Origin of the sequence: Mesotoga sp. H07.pep.5.3 (genome assembly GCF_002752615.1) — a bacterium.
GTDB lineage: Bacteria > Thermotogota > Thermotogae > Petrotogales > Kosmotogaceae > Mesotoga > Mesotoga prima.
The window spans coordinates 163,382-183,914 of the sequence record NZ_AYTV01000025.1; the positions used below are offsets into that span (position 1 = coordinate 163,382).

19 protein-coding genes and 2 tRNA genes are annotated in these 20,533 nt (G+C 45.5%); 5 read left to right on the forward strand and 16 right to left on the reverse strand.

Features of this window, described 5'->3' with window-relative positions; genetic code table 11:
• Window positions 1–4 precede the first annotated feature (4 nt).
• Together V513_RS11870 and glpX are read right to left on the reverse strand one after the other, a co-directional pair.
• On the reverse strand, window positions 5–598 hold the full coding sequence (locus V513_RS11870; RefSeq protein WP_099772893.1) for a type 1 glutamine amidotransferase: 594 nt from the start codon (window positions 596–598) through the stop codon (window positions 5–7).
• A 461-nt stretch (window positions 599–1,059) separates the two neighbouring features.
• Window positions 1,060–2,073, reverse strand: a complete 1,014-nt coding sequence (gene glpX / locus V513_RS11880) for a class II fructose-bisphosphatase (protein ID WP_099772895.1) — start codon at window positions 2,071–2,073, stop codon at window positions 1,060–1,062.
• A gap of 295 nt (window positions 2,074–2,368) precedes the next feature.
• On the opposite strand from glpX, the gene V513_RS11885 reads away from it, so the two are divergent.
• From V513_RS11885 to V513_RS11900, 4 genes are all read left to right on the forward strand, one after another.
• Window positions 2,369–3,070: a DUF3298 and DUF4163 domain-containing protein gene (locus V513_RS11885; protein ID WP_099772896.1), complete on the forward strand. Its 702-nt coding sequence runs from the start codon at window positions 2,369–2,371 to the stop codon at window positions 3,068–3,070.
• A gap of 102 nt (window positions 3,071–3,172) precedes the next feature.
• A tRNA-Leu gene (locus V513_RS11890) sits at window positions 3,173–3,262 on the forward strand.
• A gap of 74 nt (window positions 3,263–3,336) precedes the next feature.
• Window positions 3,337–4,077: a WecB/TagA/CpsF family glycosyltransferase gene (locus V513_RS11895; protein WP_099772897.1), complete on the forward strand. Its 741-nt coding sequence runs from the start codon at window positions 3,337–3,339 to the stop codon at window positions 4,075–4,077.
• Entirely contained in the window at window positions 4,074–5,360 is a 1,287-nt protein-coding gene (locus tag V513_RS11900) for an amidohydrolase (protein WP_099772898.1), read from the forward strand. Before V513_RS11895 ends, V513_RS11900 begins: the two co-directional genes overlap by 4 nt.
• On the opposite strand, the gene disA is transcribed toward V513_RS11900, so the two are convergent.
• The 6 genes from disA to V513_RS11930 all read right to left on the reverse strand — a co-directional run bounded on the left by disA (window position 5,341) and on the right by V513_RS11930 (window position 13,606).
• On the reverse strand, window positions 5,341–6,420 hold the full coding sequence (gene disA, locus V513_RS11905; protein WP_099772899.1) for a DNA integrity scanning diadenylate cyclase DisA: 1,080 nt from the start codon (window positions 6,418–6,420) through the stop codon (window positions 5,341–5,343). The two genes, V513_RS11900 and disA, sit on opposite strands and share 20 nt — an antisense overlap.
• Window positions 6,407–7,732: a DNA repair protein RadA gene (gene radA, locus V513_RS11910; protein ID WP_099772900.1), complete on the reverse strand. Its 1,326-nt coding sequence runs from the start codon at window positions 7,730–7,732 to the stop codon at window positions 6,407–6,409. The genes disA and radA overlap by 14 nt, the downstream gene beginning before the upstream one ends.
• A 95-nt stretch (window positions 7,733–7,827) precedes the next feature.
• Entirely contained in the window at window positions 7,828–10,317 is a 2,490-nt protein-coding gene (locus tag V513_RS11915; RefSeq protein ID WP_099772901.1) for an ATP-dependent Clp protease ATP-binding subunit, read from the reverse strand.
• A gap of 5 nt (window positions 10,318–10,322) precedes the next feature.
• The gene (gene tmk / locus V513_RS11920) at window positions 10,323–10,952 is read right to left on the reverse strand and encodes a dTMP kinase (RefSeq protein WP_099772902.1); all 630 of its coding nucleotides are present in this window, start codon (window positions 10,950–10,952) and stop codon (window positions 10,323–10,325) included.
• A gap of 4 nt (window positions 10,953–10,956) precedes the next feature.
• A complete protein-coding gene (locus V513_RS11925) occupies window positions 10,957–11,634 on the reverse strand; it encodes a tRNA1(Val) (adenine(37)-N6)-methyltransferase (protein WP_099772903.1) in 678 nt (225 codons plus the stop codon).
• A 1-nt stretch (window position 11,635) separates the two neighbouring features.
• Window positions 11,636–13,606: a hypothetical protein gene (locus V513_RS11930; RefSeq protein ID WP_099772904.1), complete on the reverse strand. Its 1,971-nt coding sequence runs from the start codon at window positions 13,604–13,606 to the stop codon at window positions 11,636–11,638.
• 82 nt (window positions 13,607–13,688) lie between these two features.
• Between V513_RS11930 and V513_RS11935 the strand changes: the two genes are divergently transcribed.
• Window positions 13,689–14,189, forward strand: coding sequence for a dihydrofolate reductase family protein (locus V513_RS11935; RefSeq protein WP_014729960.1), 501 nt, complete (start codon window positions 13,689–13,691; stop codon window positions 14,187–14,189).
• Window position 14,190: 1 nt separating this feature from the next.
• On the opposite strand, the gene V513_RS11940 is transcribed toward V513_RS11935, so the two are convergent.
• The 8 genes from V513_RS11940 to V513_RS11975 form a co-directional block, all read right to left on the reverse strand.
• Window positions 14,191–14,266 (reverse strand) — tRNA-Gly (locus V513_RS11940).
• Between the two features lie 71 nt (window positions 14,267–14,337).
• Entirely contained in the window at window positions 14,338–15,708 is a 1,371-nt protein-coding gene (locus tag V513_RS11945) for a GlmL-related ornithine degradation protein (RefSeq protein WP_099772905.1), read from the reverse strand.
• The gene (locus V513_RS11950; RefSeq protein WP_180274894.1) at window positions 15,705–16,166 is read right to left on the reverse strand and encodes a GatB/YqeY domain-containing protein; all 462 of its coding nucleotides are present in this window, start codon (window positions 16,164–16,166) and stop codon (window positions 15,705–15,707) included. Before V513_RS11950 ends, V513_RS11945 begins: the two co-directional genes overlap by 4 nt.
• A 10-nt stretch (window positions 16,167–16,176) precedes the next feature.
• Entirely contained in the window at window positions 16,177–17,682 is a 1,506-nt protein-coding gene (lysS, locus tag V513_RS11955) for a lysine--tRNA ligase (protein ID WP_099772907.1), read from the reverse strand.
• Between the two features lie 12 nt (window positions 17,683–17,694).
• Complete coding sequence (gene greA / locus V513_RS11960; RefSeq protein ID WP_099772908.1) at window positions 17,695–18,168, reverse strand: transcription elongation factor GreA; 474 nt, start codon at window positions 18,166–18,168, stop codon at window positions 17,695–17,697.
• 17 nt (window positions 18,169–18,185) lie between these two features.
• Window positions 18,186–18,647, reverse strand: coding sequence for a transcriptional regulator NrdR (gene nrdR, locus V513_RS11965; RefSeq protein ID WP_099772909.1), 462 nt, complete (start codon window positions 18,645–18,647; stop codon window positions 18,186–18,188).
• Window positions 18,648–19,574 carry a DNA-binding protein WhiA gene (whiA, locus tag V513_RS11970; protein ID WP_099772910.1) on the reverse strand — a complete coding sequence of 309 codons (927 nt, stop codon included), beginning with the start codon at window positions 19,572–19,574 and terminating at the stop codon, window positions 18,648–18,650.
• Complete coding sequence (locus V513_RS11975; protein WP_099772911.1) at window positions 19,571–20,533, reverse strand: gluconeogenesis factor YvcK family protein; 963 nt, start codon at window positions 20,531–20,533, stop codon at window positions 19,571–19,573. The genes whiA and V513_RS11975 overlap by 4 nt, the downstream gene beginning before the upstream one ends.

The following is a 20,533-nucleotide window of genomic DNA, read 5'->3' on the forward strand; positions in this document are numbered from 1 at the left end:
TGAGTCATCGCTTGTGAAAGCTGACGATCCGGCAAAAATTGGCAAAGATTCTTTGCAGCTGCTCGTCAGAACCAAGCTCAATTTCCTCTGGATGAAACTGTATACCGAATCTCAAACCATCTGTAGAAGATATTCCTTGAATGAAAGTTTCATCTCCCCATGCAATCTGCCTGTAGCCATAAGGTACATAAGGCAGACCATAATTGTGTCTCTGATAGGTGCTAACTTCACTTTCAATTCCCGAAAAAAGTTCATGTGAAGCGTCCAGTCTTATCTTTGAAACTCCCAGCTCTTTAGATACGACCAGTGACTCACCACCGATCCTGGCCAGAATCTGCATTCCCAGGCAAATACCCAGAATTGGCCCCCCAAACCTATGAACGAAGTTTCCTCCAGGAGATAGAGTTTTTCCTTCGAAGTAGTTGCTCATAGAGAAACCACCAGTTATTACCAATCCGTCACAGCTCAACTCGTCTTCAGGAAACCCGTCAAGAAAGGTTCTCCATGTCGAAGACTCATACCCCGTGTTATCCAGGGCCTTTTCAACAGGGGAGATTTCTTTGTAAAAATCACTGTCGTTTTGCAGAATGCAGATCACAGAAATGCCTCCGTTGTTTTGGCTTATTATAGCACCTGAAAAGCAGTAGACCTTATCGGAAGAGCAACAACATTTGTGGCAAAAGATCTTCAATTATGACTTTTATTGGAAGCTCTAAAAGATCAGGTTTTTTAGGATTGACTATTCAAATATATGGATAAGAACCTCTCGCTCACTTTTCGGGATCCGATATCCGCTCTTTGCAGTTTCCGGTAAGATTTTTGGGTGGAAACGTGCATGATTCAATTTCGATACGCTGAAAGACACTTAATTGATGAAAAGTTGGAACTCCATGCTTCTCCTGCCGCACATTTTCTTAGCCTGATAACGCCCCGGAATAAACGGCGTGGCTTTCTTAATCAGGCACTTCCAGTGACAGCAATGAATCTAGAGCTTTCAAAGCGCTGTGGGATCTATTAGTCAAAAATCCCAAATCATCAAGGGTTTTATTTGTCAGCCTTTCATGCTCTCTTCCCAAGCAGGCTGTTAAATATGGAGACCTCTCCCCCAGACTTCGTCGTTATGGTTTTGTAGGCTATCTCATGATAAGCCCTTATCCTTCTTACTGTTCTCGTGCTCGATCTCATTGCTATTGAATCAGTAATTGCTTGACTGTGAGTGAACCGGACTCCCTTCAGGAAAGAGCCATCAGTGATCCCGGTCGCACTGAAAACTACTTCTTCGCCATCTATGAGATCCTTTGTCCCGTAAACTCTGTGGAGTTCAAAAGAGGATTTTTCTACTTTTTCAATTTCGTCTTTGTCTCTTGGCCAGCACTTCACCTGAATTTCGCCTCCCATGCACTGAAGTGCGGCGGCTGCAAGAACTGCTTCAGGCGATCCTCCTATTCCCATGTAGATTTCTGTTCCTCCATCCGGAAGAGCGGTAGCGATAGCGGCAGCAATATCCCCGTCGTTTATAAGCCTGATTCTGGCACCAACCGTTCTAACTGCTTCCACGAGCGGATGGTTTCTCTCTCGGTCTAGTATCGTTACTGTGAGCTCCGATACATTAACACCAAGAATGGCGGCTGCAATACGAAGGTTTTCCCGCGGGGTAGCTTCAATATCCAGATTCCCTGCAAGTTCTTTCCCGACGGCCAGTTTGTCTACGTAGTAAGTTGGGAGAGGAGCGATCTTTCCGTCTTCAGTCGCAGCAATAACGCTCAACGCGTTCGATCGGCCATTTGCAACTAGTCTGGTCCCATCGACTGGATCGACAGCGATAAGAACCTCGGGATCATCTTCGTTCCACTTACCCACGTGCTCTCCCGCAGCCAACATCGGAGCCTGATCCTTTTCTCCCTCTCCGATAACGACTGTACCCTTCATGTCCAGCAGATCAAGAATTCCTCTCATGGCATCAACGGCTCTTTGATCCACAGCTTCTTTGTTACCTCGCCCCAGGAAGACACTCGAAAACAGGGCCGCCGCTTCGGTTACCCTAACCATGTCCAGGGTTATCTCTGGAATCAAATCTATCACCCCCTGACAAATCATATCACCGGCATACCGTTTTTCTGCCTTACTTCTCCAAACAACCCAGTCGCTCTGAAAATGGCGAACCTCTGAAATCAATGACAGAATCGCACAAGACCCATTTACTTGATTCATTTTGAGTAAAATGATGTGATTAGTATCAGAGAAAGAATTGCACAATCTTTTTTGGCTCACCCAGCGGCAGCTCGGTGGTATTATTCTTCTATGAAGATGCTTATTCTGTCCTTTGTAGTATTTACAATATGAATGAACGTTAAAAGGAGGGGTTTCTATGCGAAGATTGTTGATTGCAGTCTACTTGGTGTTCGCTCTTGCCGTTGCGTTTTCTTATACCGAGGATCTTCCTGAACAGATCTTTCTTTCCAATGGAAACATGATATCCGTTCTTGGGAAAAACATTGTCGAAGACTCTGAAATGTGCGAAATAAATATTCAGATTCCTTCAATAAGCGGTTTGAAAGACAAGCCTTTTGAAGACTATCTTAACGCAACTATTGAGTCTGAGATTACGGATTATAGAACTCAGATCGAAGAAATGGCCCAGGCCGCTTACGAAGAATCGAAAACTTCCGAATGGCCATTCCGAAAATTCAGCATATATGTCTTATATGAGGCTTATCTCAGCGATGGCATTCTTAGCATCGACATGATCTTCAGCGAGTACACAGGCGGGGCCCACCCGGGGGCTTCCAGAAGAACTTATAACATCTCTGTTGACAGATGCCGCCTTGTTGCCCTTCACAGTGTTTTGGACAGTGGGGCCGCTGAAGACAGACTGAATGAACTAATAACAGGAGAGATTGGAAAGCGAGAAGACCTGTGGCCGGAATATTTCAAGGGGGTCACAACTGACCAGGGTTTCTACCTGAAGGCAGGAAGACTATGCGTATACTTCCAGCCATACGAGATAGGTCCTTGGGCAGCAGGAATGCCGGAGTTTTGTTTCTCGCTGGGCGAATTGTTGAAACAATAGGAAAGCGTTCTGGCTGCTGTAAAGCCGACCGTTCTGACTGGTGGCATATCCGAAAGAAACTCGTTGACACTGATAACCTTTGATGGTAAAGTTTTATTGCTGGCCGAGGTGGTGGAACTGGCAGACGCGGCGGACTCAAAATCCGCTGGGGTTGAGAGCCCCGTGCGGGTTCGATTCCCGCCCTCGGCACCAGAGGAAGGCTAAGCCTTCCTCTTTTCGTTGAAAATGTGGCTCTTCGTGTTTTAATGAAATGTGGAGGTGTTCGTTTGAGATTCTTAGATTTCGAACTGGAAGAGAAGGATCTAGTTTCTGTAGCAAATGAACTCATTCAGCGAACACAATCGGGAGTTAGATCACACGTCCTTACTATAAACGCTTTGATTGCTTACGAATACATACACAACGAGGAGTATTGCAGGGCTCTACACAAAGTGAATTACGTCGTTCCTGACGGAAGCGGTGTACTGAAAGCAATTAAGCTAATTTCCAAAAGGAACCTTGAAAGAGTTCCGGGCATCGATTTGATGCTTAAGCTCTGTGAACTCTCCGCTGAAAAGGGATTGAGCATATTTCTTCTGGGATCTAAAGAGACTGTTGTAACAAAGACAACCGAAAAACTAAAACAAAGATTTCCACTAATTGACATCGTCGGGTATCACAGTGGCTTCTTCACGCAAGAAGAAAATGATACAATCGTTTCGAAAATAAACGCTTCATCTGCAGATATTTTGTTTGTCGGCATGGGTGTTCCAAGACAGGAACTTTGGATTGCAGAGAATGCTGAGAGACTCCAGGCAAAGATATTGATGGGTGTCGGCGGGTCTTTTGACGTCGTTTCTGGCAATCTTAAGAGGGCTCCTTTATGGATGCAACGAGCCGGCCTTGAATGGCTTTACAGAGTGGTTCGAGAACCTGGAAAGCGGCTCAAAATTATTCCCAAGCTCTTTAGTTTCGAGACTTACGTTATCAGATCTTATTTAGAATCAAGAAGAGGTGGTTCCAGATGATCGTAACTAACGTTTTGGCATTCACAAATGATCTAAAGAACCCTCTTGTGGATGATGCTTTGGTTAGATTTGAGGACGGGGAAATCACTTTCGTTGGCCCAAGAAGAGAATACAGCATCCAGGAAGATGAAGAGATAGTCGATGGCGAAAAAGGCATTCTGTTGCCCTCATTTTTCAATGCTCATTACAGTATCTATTCCAGCATTTCCCCATACCCAGTCAGAGTCCTGAAAGGCGAGAGAACTGAGATCGATTTTTTCGGTGGCTTACTTGATTCGGGAAGGAAAGAGGTGAATTCCGAACTGGTTCGACTTTCGGCTGAGTTAGCCGTAATGAAGGCAATTAGAAGCGGTTCAGTTGCCATGAGCGGTCCGGTTGTTGATCATCCCGATGTAGATCCGGAGCTATATAGGGAGATTGCTGCGAAGTACGGTGTCTATCTTGCGGTCGGACCGGTTCTGACTGAAGACACGCTGGACGAGATCGGTGGTCGTTGGGAAAACGTCACCAGAGACTCCTCGTTCTGTCCGATGCTTTATGTTAGCAATCTTGCAACCTTTGGAGAGGAATCTATTCACAAGCTACGAGGTCTTTATGAGAAGGGGATGAATCTGAATCTGCTCATCTTCGACATGAAGCGGGAGAATGAAGTTTGTCTCTTCAGGTGGGGAGAAAGCCTCGTAGAAAGGCTTATGAAGCATGGAATATTGATCCCCGAATGTGGTGTTGTCTACGGTGGAAACCTCAGTGAGACAGATATGGACATAATCTCTTCTCGAAGAATCTTCGTCACAAAGTCTTTGAGATCGGAAATGTATGCCGGGACCTTTCAGCCGAATATCTCAGATTTGCTAGGTCGAGGTATGCAGGTCTGCCTCGGCACGGGATTTCTCGGGCCGGACATCCTTGGGGAAGCAAAAGAGATAATTCTCACTGAACGTTGCCATAGAGGTTTTGGCAATTCAGTTATCGACTACGAGATAAGGAAGACGCTATTTGACAATAATTACAAACTCTTTCAGAGGTTTTTTGGGAAACATTCTGGAGTACTCAAAGAGGGTTACTCAGCAGATCTTGTTCTGGCGAAATCATCGCTTGATTTAGAGAAGTTCGATATGAATTTGCCGATAACCCTTCAGCTGGTTCTCAAGTCCTCTTTCGATACATCGTTTGAGAAAGTCTGGAATTCCGGAGAGTTGATTTTTGACAAGGGAGTGCCTCAACGGATCTCGAGGAAGGAGCTTAGGGAAATATCGAAGCAGCTTAGAAGCCTGGAACTGTGATTTCTCCCGATTTTTTGTAGACATCTATAGCATGTCTTATTGCTGAGGCCCGTTTTTCGCCGATTCCGTCGACATCTTTGAGCTCGTCTTCGCTGCTTTCAAGGAGATTCGAAAATGTGCCAAACTCCTTGCCCAAATTGATGGCAACCTGCAAAGGAATTCTGGGAATGTGTCTGGCAAAACGTATACCCCTCGACCGGATGAAGTATTCAACCGCTTGAGAAGCGGTATTTATATCGTAACCCAGATTTCTCAATATCACTCCGAAACTGCTTATCTCCTTCTCTCCGAGACTCCTCATCTTGTCGAAGATTTCCTCCAGGCTATCTTGATCCAGTAACTCTTCGTAGAAGTCTAGGATTAGGCTCTCGATCTCCTCATTAACATTGACGAGGATCTCCGCAAGCTGCATTGAAGGAAATCTTCCGTGGTTGCCCAGCTCGGCTATCGTGAATTCCGCTTCCTCACAGATAAGAGCAACCATGAGTCCTTTCTGGATTGTCTTCACAACGTCGTAAAGAGTAAGAGACCCGGCCCGTTCCATGAACTCTATACCCTGTAAAGCCTCGATGAATGCCTCTTTGTACTTCTCGGCCGTTCTTATCGTCTGAGTGATCTTAGAAGTGAGAGTCTCCACATTGTTCAGAGTGTAGGCGAAGTCCCCCAGAAAGATCGTCATCGTATTTCTTCTCTTCGAAATTGCAACAAGCATCCTACCTGTTTCTTTAGCCATCCTCTCTGCAGCCCGGTGTCTCATCCCAGTCTGATTTGTAGGAATCGTGTGATCGGGTATCAACTGGACATTTGCGCCAACGATTGTAGTAAGGTCGTCATCGACGACAATGGCCCCGTCCATCTTTGCCAGTTCATAGAGTTTGTTCGGATTGAACTGACAGTTTAGAAGGAATCCTATCTGCATTAAATGACTGTATTTCTTGTAGTCGTCAACAAAAAACAGCAATCCGCCGACGTTGGCATCCTGAATATCATCAAGAGCGTGACGGAGGGGCGTTCCCGGGGCAATTTTCTTGATTTTTTCTATCAGTTCACTCCTTTCCACTCTTCATACCTCCGATGAATTTTAAGAGTTGCTTTACATCTTTTATACCATTTCTTCCTTCCGGTGCAACTATACTCATGAAGGATGATTTTTTCGCCCTCTCGATTCTTTTCTCCGTAGAAGAAACCGAGCGCACGGTACCATCAAGACCAATCTCACCGAAGAAAACTACACCTTCGGGTATTGAAGTATCTGTATAAGATGAAATCAAAGCAGCTGCGATCGCCAGATCGACGCCAGTATCTTCTATCTGCAGTCCTCCCGCCACGTTCATATAGAGATCTAGGCTGTCAAGAGGAATTCCCGCTCTTTTTGTCAACACCGCGGTCACAAGAAGAAGCCTTTCAAGAGGTATCCCCGAGGCGAGTCTCCTTGGTGTACCATAAACAGGTTTTGAAACCAGCGCCTGTACCTCTATCAACATAGCTCGGGAACCCTCATAGATTGCTGAAACGACATTTCCGGGGGCGCTAATGTAGTCCTCAACAAACAGACTGCTGATGTCGGGAACTTCTTTGAGGCCTTCCGAAGTCATTTCGAAAACAGCAATTTCGTCTGAAGGCCCAAATCTGTTCTTAATGGTTCTCAAGAATCTGAAGCCGGTTTTACTAGATTCGAAGTACAACACCGTATCTACAAGATGCTCCACAAGTTTTGGGCCAGCGATTTGACCTCCCTTTGTAATGTGTGACACAATCAGGACGGGAATGTCAGAGGATTTTGCAAGAGAAACCAACATGTTAGCGCACTCCCTGACCTGCACTACAGAACCAGGCAAAGAAGGTACAGAAGACATCTTTATTGTCTGCAGCGAGTCGACGACAATCATGCCGTACTTTTCAATGGCCAAAGATCCCAGAAAGTCTATCTCGGTAGCCGATACTACTTCTATCTGTTCCTTGCTTTGGATTTTGAGCCTCTCCGCTCTCAATCTTAGCTGACGCGCAGATTCCTCTGCCGATATATACAGGACGGGCCTTTCTCCGGCGATCAGCGCCGAGAGCTGGAGCATGAGTGTCGATTTGCCTATACCAGGTTCTCCGCTGATAAGAACCGCGCTTCCCGGAACGACTCCACCTCCAAGTGATCTATTGAGTTCTTCAATTTTCGTGTCAACTCTAGATGATTCGGTCGTGTCAATTTGCGAAAGCGGTCTTACTTCTATATCTGCAACAGAAGTGTTTTCGTCCTTATCTCCTTCGCTAACAAACGATATGGCAGTGTTCCACTCATGGCATGAAGGGCAACGACCAAACCAAGCGGGCGATTCATAGCCGCACACATCGCAGACATAGCTTCTTTTCTTCTTCATCTAGAACGACTCCGTAGTATACGGAGATACACCTCCGTTAGTATTTTAAAAAAGGGGGCCACTAGTGCCCCCCGAAACCTCGCCAATCAATGAATCTAGGTGATAGCCTTCACTTCAGTCTTCTCATCTTTTTTCTTCTTGAAGATCAGAACCCTATTGTCAACTTCGGCCGTAATCAGATCACCGTCCTGAAATCTCCCTCTAAGCAGTTCTTCGGAAAGAGGGTCTTCAACATACTTCTGTATGGCTCTTTTTAGAGGCCGGGCACCATACACGGGGTTGAATCCTTCTTCAACGAGGAACTCCTGGGCTGCCTCTGAAAGTACCAACTTCAGATGCTTCTCATTCAGTCTCTTTCTCATGTCGTTCATAAGAATATCGATGATAGTCTTTATTTGATCCTTCGTGAGCTGATGGAAAACCACAACTTCATCGAGCCTGTTCAGAAATTCCGGCCTGAAAGTACGTTTTACCTCTTCTAGAACGGAGGTTTTCATCGCTTCGTATTCTTTTTCTTCGTGACTCGACTCTACAAATCCGATCGATGACTTTGTCTTGTTTATGAACTCCCCGCCCAGGTTGCTCGTCATTATGACTATGGTGTTTCTGAAGTCTACCTGTCTCCCCTGGGAATCGGTGAGCCGTCCGTCGTCCATTATCTGAAGCAAAATGTTGAAGATATCAGGATGAGCCTTTTCAATCTCATCGAACAGGATTACTGAAAACGGTCTCTTCCTGATTCTCTCAGTCAACGTACCGCCTTCATCGTAACCGACATAGCCTGGCGGAGCTCCAATTAATCTGGAGACCGAGAATCTCTCCATGTATTCCGACATATCAAATCTCACGAGAGCCTTATCATCGCCAAAGAGATATTCCGCGAGGGCCTTCGCCAACTCGGTCTTTCCGACTCCCATCGGTCCGAGGAACAAAAAGGCACCAATCGGTCTACGGGGATCCTTTAGCCCGCTTCTTGCACGCCTTATCGACTTAGCAACTGCGGAGATGGCCTCATCTTGAGATACAATTCTTTGATGAAGAGCGTTCTCAAGAGTAAGGAGCTTTTCGCTGTCAGTTTCCTCTAGCTTCCTAAGCGGAATTCCGGTCCAGTTGGAAACTATTTCGGCAACTTCATCATCATCGAGCGTGACGATCTCAGAGTCTACTCTGTTCCTCCAATCGTTATACCCATCTCTATACTTTTGCTGTATTAAACGCTCCTTTTCTTTGAGTTGAGCGGCCTTTTCATACTCCTGATCGGCTGCGGCAGTTTCTCTCTTGATTTTGAGAGACTCAATGTCACCCTGCATTTTCTTAAGCTCATCCGGTATAGTGAGCTTCTTCAACCGAGCTCTGGAGCCGGCCTCATCAATGATATCAATGGCCTTGTCCGGCAGGAATCTATCAGACACATATCTGTGCGATAGAGTCACCGCTGCCTCTAAACCCTTTTCCGTATAGTGCACTTTGTGGTGGAGCTCATATTTATGTCTAATCCCTTTCAGAATCTCCACAGACTCTTCTGGAGTAGGTTCCGTCACATATATCTTCTGAAATCTTCTCTCCAGTGCGGCATCTTTTTCTATGTACTTTCTGTATTCATCGGGAGTGGTTGAACCTATGCACCTTATTTCTCCGCTCGCAAGAGCCGGTTTCAGAATATTAGCAGCGTCTACCGCACCTTCTGCAGAGCCTGCTCCAACAATCGTGTGAACCTCATCGATAAAGAGAATTATGTTTCCATTTGTCTTGACCACGTGAATCAGTTTCTTCAGTCTCTTCTCAAATTCACCTCTATACTTAGTTCCGGCTATGAGAGAGGCAACGTCAAGCGCGAATATTACCTTATTCTTAAGTGTTTCAGGAACCTCTTCATCTACGATCATCTGCGCCAGGCCTTCAACAATAGCGGTCTTCCCAACACCGGGCTCACCGATCAAGACAGGGTTGTTCTTCTTTCTCCTTGATAGAACCTCCATCAATCTCTGCCTTTCGATCTCCCTGCCAACTATCGGATCAAGTTTACCCGCCTTTGCCATGGCAGTGAGATCGATGCCAAAACCTTCAAGTTGCTTAATGGCGGAGCTCATTGTGGAACTCTGTTGAGCAAAAACATTCTCGGGCTGTTCTCCACCTTCTTCCCAGTCCCCTGTTATGTTCTCAATGATCTCCCTTCTCAGCTGAGATAAGTTGACTCCCATCTGTTTCAATATATGGGCAGCTATGCCCTCTCCTTCGCGAACGATTCCGAGCATTATGTGTTCTACATCAATCTTGTCTTGCCCCAGCATCTTAGATTCATCATTTGCCAGCTCAATGACTCTACGTGCTCTGGGAGTCATTTGCGGGGCACCTACTACAGATTGATGAACGTTAGTCCCAACCATCGAAGTGACTTCTCTGGAGATTCTCTCGTATGTAATCGAGTAGTTTCTCAGAATCCTAGTTGTCTGCTCATTTTCTACTTTAATGATCGCCAGAAGGAGGTGTTCAGTTCCAACATAAGGGTGGCCGAGACTTCTCGCCTCGTCCTGGGCTGTCACGAAGACCTGCGCAGCACCTTCAGAAAACTTGTCGAAGTACATTTCAGTCACCTCCCATTTTGATTTTTCTTATCAAACAAAACCGACAACGACTTCCTGATATCAGTCTGAACTTTCTCTTCAGATTGTTTTCCATCTATCCGAACAAATCTCTCACGATTCTCTACCATCAGTTTCTCATATCCTTTTCTCACTCTTTCGAAGAAATCTAAATTCTCCATCTCTATTTTATCATTTTTCTTTTCTTTTCTCATCCGAGAAATAGCTACATCGGTCGGTACATCAATGTACAAGGTAATATCGGGAACGGTTCCCCCTACCGCGAATGCGTTCATAGCTTGAACTATTTCTCTACCCAGTCGTCTACCCACTCCCTGATAGGCAACTGATGAATCCATGAATCTATCAGCAATCACCGTTTTGCCTTTCTCAAGCTCGGGCCTTATGACCTCCCTAACTATCTGTGCACGTGCCGCCATAAAGAGTAGAAGCTCAGACTCAGAGAACAAATGATACTCCTTATGGAGAAGTATGTCCCTTATCTCTTCACCGGCCTTTGTTCCTCCGGGTTCCCTGACAATTATGAATTCTACATCTAATTGACTCAAATACTCCGCTAAAAGTTTTATCTGAGTCGTCTTACCACATCCATCAATTCCTTCTACACTGATGAACATAACTTCACCTCATCCTTATGGGAGGTTCTACAACGATTTCAGAAGATGAACTCTTTCTCCCACTCACTAATACCAACTGTGCCTGTCCTTCCATCGACCCATGTGCGAAACGCATTTTATGGATTCCAAGCTTCAAATCCTCAAGCAGGCGGACCCACTTCGTTAGATCCCTCGGATGGAGTAAAAAGAAAAAAGCTCCTCTATTTTTGAGCAACTTACTTGTTGCGGAGGCGAAGACCATAGCCAGTTCAGGGTCGATTCTCCTCGCCCTATTTCTTTTGCCATCGGGACTTTCTACACCGGAATGAAGAAAATGAGGAGGATTCGAGACTACCATATCGAATACCTCTCCCCTGTTGTTTGCCGCATAATCATCTATGTCGCAGTTCACAAATCTTGTGAGATTTTCAACTCCGTTCAGTGAAGCATTCTTTGTCGCAACTGTGTGTAATTCTCTATCAACTTCGACTCCCGTCACTTCAAGTCCGAAGGTTTTGGCCAAATAAATGGAAATCACTCCGCTGCCTGCACCCAGTTCAAGCACTTTTCTCGAACCTTTGGGGGGTTCAACGAACCAGGATAGCAAAACCGTCCCATGATTGATGCGTGCGTGTTTAGAAGAGAAATCGAAATCAAAAGCCTCTAGAACGTAAGGATCAAAATCGCGAAACTTCTTTCCCATTTCAAAATACCTTTATTGCCGACTTCTCATCCGAAACAATCTCGATCGATCCTTCGAAATCCTTCTGCAGACTCAGCCTTGAAAGGTCTCTGAGCTCTATCTTGACTGCTCCGGTCAAATTGGGTTCTTCGATATGGATAGATGATGCACCGGAAACGGTGATTTCAGTTTCTATCAAGGCACCTCTTGTCTGCAACAGATGAGATGTCTTTTGAACAAACAAACCTTCAGCTTCGAAAAGCGATTCATACGCTTCAAGCCTCGAATCTACTATCTCGAGAGAATGGAATCGTAAAGAGCTTCTAGAAAGCGAAACCCTACCCAAACCACTCAAAACCAGACTGCTTCCCGAAAAATCGCTTTGATGAATCAGCAGCTCTCTAACGTTCTCGATCTCCATATCTCCGCTGAAATGGCTGTTGTATATTTGAACCGTTCTGGCTCCACTAATCTTCAGATCTCCTGACAGCGTGCAGTCCTCAAACACAGCAACTGCAGCATTTTCAATCGATACAGTGGAATTATTGAAATCTACGCTCCTGGCAATGAGAACTCCGTTATTTGTTACTTCAATTGTTCCCGAGGAACCGCCGGGATTCACTTTTATTCTATCCTTCCAGCCTTCCAGATCAAGAACACCGCTGACTAGCAGAGTGTTTCCTCGGGGAATCGTCAGAGACGTGCCCGATTCAACTCTCATGACAGTGTTGTCTCGAACGACGATGTTTCCGTAAAATCTGTAGGTATTCCCGCCAACTAGCAGGGCATCCATTCCGAGAAAGGACGATATAAACTCCGTGCTGAATCTCCTAAACAGACTTTCCTTTGCAAAAACCGGAATTGAAGGCAGTAATTTCTCACTATCAGAGTTGACAACAATTCGGTAAAGATCGCCTTTTTCAGAAATGCTGTCCTTTGCGATTATTGATGACTCCTCTTCCGAACTGTGGCTGGACAGAGTTATCCATTCGCCTTCAATGTATCTCTGAAGTTCAACCATTCCCTTTGGCGTCGTCCATCTTGCGTTCCTAATAGTGCCTTCCTCAATGTACAGTTCAGGAATTTCAACCGAGGTCTTTCGGACTGTTTTCAGCTCCCTCTTTAACTCGGTCACGTTTCCCGATGAATCGGCGACCCGAACAACAAGTGTATTTATACCCTCGGGAAGGGGTATCTCAGGAATCAACCTGTTTCCATCAAAAAGCAAAAGAATGTTACTTTCCTCAAGGAAGGCCTTTATAGAAAGATCGTTTGTTCTATCCCAGTCATCGACGACAGTAATATCGACTGCGCCATTCGTAAAAGGAAGCACAGAAGTAAGTTCTACTTCGGGGGCAAAATCTTCCGAAAGCTTGAGATCAAGAATTGAGGGGTCGGATCTTATATTGCCAGCCACCGAAAAGGCCTGAATAACATAGTGGGCATCCCGCTCAACGGGAAATGAGAATGTTCCTTGGGTCGAGCTGTGCAAGACGTTGTTGACAAGAATGCGATAGTCAGTGACCGAATCGGAACTATCGCTTCGAAGAGACAGTTTGAGCTCACCTTGAGAAAGGCTCCAAGTGAGATCAGGTGCATCGGGAGGATTCAGATTTATAATTACTTCTTTGGAAACCGGGGTGCTTAAGAATCTCTTTCCATCGACCAAAGTGACAAAAATCGTGTGGCTCCCCGCCTCCTTCAGATCTAAAGAAATCTCTGTTCCTTTGATTCTAATTCCATCACTTCCGTCGATTGGAGGGCGATCCAAAGTGATAAGGAATTCCGGAAGACTTAACCCGTCTTCGGAAATCTCCAGCCTCAAATTACAGGTTGAACCTTCACAGTCAATCTGCTTTATCGAGACCGCGTAATTTGTGCTGTTACTACAAGAAATCAACATGAGAAGCATAGCGAAAATCAAGACTCTCCAGGCAATCCTCTTAATCTCTTTCACTCTCCCATCTAAAGAAGAATAACATATCTTGATCAAACTGACTCTCTGGCATTGTTCGGAGAGTCAAAAAAAGATAAAATGAAGATCATTGGACATCGTCAACTGGGAGGTGCTCAAAGTGAAAGTCATTGCGGTTTTTGCAAGTACGTTGAATGGAAAGATCTCATTATCAGAAGACGATAAGACAGAGTGGACATCGAGAGAAGACAAAAGGTACTTCAAATCCCTGACCTCAAGTGTCGGCATAGTGATAATGGGGAGGAAGACCCACGAAGCTATCGGGAGGGCCCTTCCTGACAGGCTCAACATCGTATTGACGAGAAATCCAGACTATTATAGACCATCCGAAAACCTCATCTTCACATCCTCAACCCCAAAAGAACTTCTCGAAGATTTGGAGAAAAAGGGGCACGATGAGGTGTGCTTGATTGGCGGCGCCGAGACTTTCGATCACTTTGCGGATTTGGGCCTGGTCAATGAACTCCACATTACTTTTGAACCGATTATAAGAACGGGCATCGCCGGGTTGGGAGAAACAATGGAACGCGACCTAGATCTCAGCCTAAAGGAGTTTCGAAAACTCGGGGAAGCAATTCTAACCGTATACGAAGTCAAATAATTGGAGCGGGCGACGGGACTCGAACCCGCGACCCTCAGCTTGGGAAGCTGATGCTCTACCAACTGAGCTACACCCGCATTCATGGAGATTCTATCACCCCGAGGAAACGCTTGTCAATCTGGCCTTACGGATTAATCGAGCACCGAATTCAAGTTATGTCTAACTCTTCAAGAGAGCTCTCAACAAGATCTCTAGCAGAAGGTAAATCGACGGTCGAAATCAGACCAACTGCGCCAAATATGTAATTTCTGTCCCGGAATAATCTTACACTGGATTTGGGCAACAACTCTTTTTCGTGTTTCGCGGAGAGAGTCCGTATGATCTTCATGATCTTCGAAGAGAATTTCGATCTACTAAGGATTCCCCCGGTGCCGATCACCGATTTCACGGCGGTCAGATCCTTCCCATAAGCAACTTCGGTTCTACCAGTCGGACCATAGAGCTGTTTTATGATTCCTGCGTGTCTTCGGATAGAGGTCTCGAAACAGTATGCGGCCAATCTCAAGGAGAAAGCCTCATCACGATCATTCTTTGGATAAGGAGTTAGGTTTCGAAGGATGTTCTCAAGGTCGGGAAACTCTTTCCCCAGTTCATCTCTTCCGATTTGCTCTATTACATGACTGGCGTTTACATAGATTCCAAGATCACCTTCAACCGTTCTCTTCGATCTTGGCTCGGGAGCCAGCAAGATCGACGCTATTTCGGGATCTCCGTCTGTAACGGAATCGACATCGGTAGTTGCTCCCCCGATATCTACCACAATAACGTCGTCATTAACTTGGGAAAAGAGTTCCGTCGCCAGCATAACGGCCGCGGGAGTCGGTATTATCGGTTTGTCAATAACCGAATAGACCTTTTCCATCCCGGGACCATTGACGATATTTTTGGAGAAGACTTCACGAATCACTTGTCTCGTTGGTTCGACGTTTAGCTCGTCTATTCGTGGATAGACATTGTCGACAATATGGACGTCTCTCCCGTTAGTCGAGATTATTTCTAGAACGTCATCGGCAGCAGCAACATTCCCAGCGAATATTATTGGAATATTCTGATCAAGCTCTCTAAGAATCTCGGCGTTATGTACCACAGTCTCTTTTTCGCCGTAATCCACCCCACCTGCAAGAAGTATAAGCTTTGGATTGGCTGCCTCAATCTTCTTTAGATCTCTCCCACTCAATTTGCCGGCTGTTACCAGCTTTATCACTCCGCCAGCTCCCAGGGCAGCTTCTCTTGCCGCCTTTACGGTCATGTCGTACACCAGTCCATGAACCGTCATTCTCAAACCACCAGCAGCGCTTGATGATGCTAGGAAGACACTCCATTCGAGGTTATCGCAGCCTAGAGATCTCTTCAGGTTTCTCAAAGCATTGTCGATGCCGATTGTGACATCGTTCTCATTTACGGTCGTATAGGACTCACCCTGTCCCACAAATCTCATCGATCCAGAAGCGTCACATGAAAAAGCAGAGAGCACTGTCGTAGTGCTCCCGATTTCTGCAGTCAAGAACTCGACTTTCATCTACTCTCCAAAAGCTCCCTGACAATCTTGTTGACAAGTTTCCCATCCACTCTCCCCTTCAATCTAACCATCAGTTCCCTCATAACCTTTCCCAAATCGGAGGGGTTGTTTGCCTTCAAATCCTCGATTGTCTTTAGTGCTACTGCTCTTATTTCATCAGGACTCATTTCTTCAGGAAGATAACTCTTAAGTATTTCGAGCTCTTCGGATTCACTTTGTACTAAATCGTTTCTTTCTGCCTTTCTGTACGCTTCGATGGACTCTTCACGTTTTTTCGCCTCTTTTCTTACAAGGCCGATCACAATCTCATCCGTTAGCTCACCCGATCTAGCTTCTTCAGAAGAGGCAAGATACATCTTTACCGACGAGATCACACTTCTCAGCGTATTGGTCTTGAGAGAGTCTCTTGCCTTCATTGCTTCTTTCATATCCTGCTGAATGCGATCATAAAGAGTCATCAAATCACCTCTACTGTTCATCGCTTATCTCTAATGCTTCTTCTTCCTCAAAGGAGATAGGTCTTACAAGTGGAAAGGGAATTATATCCCTTATCGATGGGGAATCAGTAACCAGCATAATTATCCTGTCCCAACCTACTCCAAGCCCACCCGTAGGGGGCATACCGTATTCGAGGGCTCTGATGAAGTCATGATCCATCATTTGAGCTTCCTCATCACCTATATCCCTTAAACCCGCCTGATGAAGGAAACGGTTGTACTGCTCTATGGGATCATTCAACTCACTGAAAGCATTAGCCATTTCCATCGAGCTTATTATCAGTTCAAATCTCTCTGTTACTCTTGAGTCTTCTCTGTGCACCTTTGAAAGCGGAGAAATAATTACCGGGTGTTCGGTAACAAAGGTGGGATTCACAAGATTATGCTCAACCAAATCCCACAACTTTTCAATTAAATGGCCTCTCTCTTTAATCTCCGGTTCTGTGTTGTGTTTCTTAAGGACGGTCATCATTCTATCATCTGAGTCCTCCAGGATATCAACACCTAGATTCTCCTTGATAAAATCTGCCATCTTCACTCTGCGCCAAGGCCTTGAAAAATCGATCTCTTTACCCTGGTATGAAATAATCTCCGAGCCAGTGATCTCACGGACCACGAAATTTATCATCTCTTCGGTGATGTTCATTATGTCGTTGTAGTCCGCGTAAGCCCAGTACAATTCCATCATCGTAAACTCAGGATGATGCTTGTATGAGACACCTTCGTTTCGGAAGTTTTTCCCGATTTCAAAGATTCTCTCAAATCCTCCGACCAGATACCTTTTGAGGAAGAGCTCTTCCGCTATCCTCAAGTACATATCCGACTCGAAGACGTTGATATGAGTCTTGAATGGTCTCGCTGACGCACCCCCGGTCAAATAATGGAGCATTGGAGTGTCCACTTCAACAAAATCCTTGGACTGAAGAAATTCTCTGACCAGCCGGAACAGCTCGGAACGAATCTTGAATCTCTTCAGCGCGTCGTCACTTGAAAGCATCTCTACGTATCTTTGCCTGTAGATTATCTCCTTGTCCTTTACACCGTGCCACTTCTCCGGCATCATCCTGATAGACTTGGAGAGTATTTCGAACTCCTTAACAAAAACGGATATCTCTCCCGTGTGGGTCTTGAAGGGAAATCCCTTTACGCCGACAAAATCACCAATATTAACGTATTTCTTGAAAACCTCGAAGCTCTCCGCTCCCACTCCGTCAAGCCTGATGTATGCCTGGATTCTGTCAGAGTTATCCCTCAAAACAAAGAAGCTCGATTTTCCGTGATTTCTCAAGGCGACAACTCTCCCGGCCGTACTCAGAACTGTATCTTCCTTCGTTTCCGAATTTTGAAGATAGGCGAACTCGCTCTTGATCTGACCTGCCCAGTGCGTCTTATCAAAGCTATACGGGTACGGTTCAATACCCTCCTGACGCATCTGATTTATCTCTTCGATTCTCTGTCTACGTGTTTCTTCACTCATTAGATACCCCCATCACTTTCCGATGGTAAGAATCTTGTATTTCGCCCAACCCGCAGGAGTCTTAACCCTTACCACCTCATTGACTTTGTGCGTCAACACTCCGCGGCCAATAGGAGAATCGGAAGAGATCTTCCCTTCAAATATGTTTGCTTCCTGAGCATTAACGATTCTGAACTGAGATTTTTCATTAGTATCTATATTCTGTAACTCCACAACATAACCCAACTTCACAGTGCTGAGGTCGCCGTCGTCCTCAATGATCTCGGCATTGTTGAGAATCTCTTCCAGCTGTTTTATTCTGCTGTCGATTCTTCCCTGCTCATTCTTGGCCTCATCGTATTCGCTGTTTTCGCTGAGATCGCCCAGTTCCCTGGCTTCCTTAATCCTTTCAGCAATATCGTACATTAGCTTTTTCCTGAGGCTTTCTAGTTCCTCTTTCATTCCGTTGAAGCCTTCTTGCGTAAGATAGATCACTTTCTTCTTCACGACCTGGATCCCTCCATTCAACGATTTCTGTCGTCTCTGAGTTCCTCAATTATATCCATGAAATGGTCTATATCTCTAAATTCCTTGTAAACAGATGCGAATCTAACATACGCAACCCTGTCCAGAGACTTGAGTTTAGTCATCACCATCTCACCAATCTCGCTTGAAACAACTTCATGTTTCCCGGACTTCACGACTTCGTTTTCAACGGAATCAACGATTTCATTAACTGTATCAACAGATATTGGCCTCTTCTCAGAGGCTCTTAGCAGTCCATTCAAGAGTTTCTCCCTGCTGAACTTCTCTCTCCGTCCGTCTTTCTTTACCACCAAAAAGGGAAGTCTTTCATATCTCTCGTATGTCGTGAATCTAGCACCACATTTCTCACACTCTCTTCTTCTCCGAATCGAAGTGTTTTCATCGGTTGGTCTTGAATCCAGAACCCTCGTAGAATCTCCACCACAAAATGGACATTTCATTTATTTATCTCCTAGCTCTTCGGCCAGCGCCATTAGTTTTTTCAACCTATTATATACTGCTGACTTGCTCATCGGTGGATTCATGATTTCGCCAAGCTCTCTCAAACTGAGATCCTCGTTCTCCAGACGTAGAATGGCAACCTGTTGAAGGTCCTCTTCCAGGTTTTCTATTCCAAGCTTCCTGTCGACAATTCTGATGGCCTTGACGTGTTTTGCCATGGCCTGTCCGGACTTATTTGCATTTGCTGTCAAGAAGTTCAGGGTTCTACTAACATCACTCCTGATCTTTCTCACTTCTATAGCGCTGGAAAGCCTTGTGACGGTCTTCTTTCCACCCATCAGGGAAAGTAGCTCGATGATATCCATCGAGGACTTCACATATGCTTTGAATTTGTCCCTGACCTTCACTACACCAACTTTTATGTTGAAGTTCTCAGAAACATACTGTTTCACCGAATTCACAAATGCTTCGGTTGTATCGAGAGTAATCTCAAGATGATACTCCTTCGAAGGATCAACTACCGATCCACCGGCCAGATAAAGGCCTCTAAGAAAGGCTCCGAAATAGACCGGATCCTCCCTGACAGGTCGTGGAATCGAATCATCTCGGACAGATATTCCATTCCTCCGAAGAAATTCTTCAACTTCTCCATAGAGATAACTCAATTCTCCGCCGCGTTTCCTATTTAATCTGACTTCTTCGATTACCTGGGTTTCGAAAATTGGAATAGAAAGTCTCTTTGAAACCTGAAACAGCCTCTTCAAACTTGTAATTGACGTGAGAGGAATTACCAAGAATGAGGTGTTCCCCCTTAATCTCAAAGTCCCCCTTGATTTAACGAAGCCAAGATACTCGGCTCTACATTCCGCCTGATCATCGAGCGGAAGATGACATAACTCTTCTTTGAGTTTGTCGGCATAGCTCAAATTCCTTCCTCTCCCAACAAGCCTAATTCATGAAGAATCGAAATTATACCGGCTCGAGAGTGCCTAAGTACAGGGCGTCTTCTTCCATCGTCTATAAACTCGGTAGTCGCTCCGGTTATTACCTTAACCCTCCCATCCGAAATCATGTCATTTTCGACCGGACGTGAGCCTTTCTCTTCATAACTGCTCAAAACCGACGATGCAACACCCCCGATCTCAGTCCAGAAAATAAGATCGAATTCTACCCCACAATAACTCTCTGCGATTTGTACGTGATTTGCCAGTGAAAAATCATCCGTTTCACCCGGTTGAGTCATGATGTTACAGACATAGATCTTTCTCGCTTGAGATCTCTTCAGCGCCTCCTTTACACCGGAAACAAGGAAGTTAGGTACAACGCTTGTAAAGAGACTACCGGGACCGATAATTATCGTATCTGCCGAAACCAGCGAGTCGCTCACCTCTGGAAGAGCTTCGCACGCTCTGTCAAGAGAGACTTTTCTTAGCCTCTTTCCAGCTGCCGATACTCGGGATTCTCCCTTGACAATTGTCCCATCGTCAAGCTCACCCACGAGATTAACGAGATCCTCCGCCACGGGCAGGACAATGCCTTTGATCTTAAGCATTCTGGAAGCAGTCAAAACTGCCTCGGAAAAACCTCCACACATCTCCATGAGACCAGCGATAATTATGTTTCCGAGTGAATGACCGTTCATCGCCGGGGCATTGAACCTGTGAGAAAACACCTTAGTCAACAGCTCTTCATCATCGGCTAGCGCGATAATATTGTTTCTTACATCACCGGGCGGAGGCATTCCTAAAGCCTCTCTCAATATTCCGGAACTCCCCCCGTCATCTGTTACAGCCACAATCAGAGTAAGAGAAGTAACGAAATCCTTGATCACTCGAGCGAAAGTCGAGAGCCCGGTCCCACCTCCGACAAGAACTATCTTGCTCAT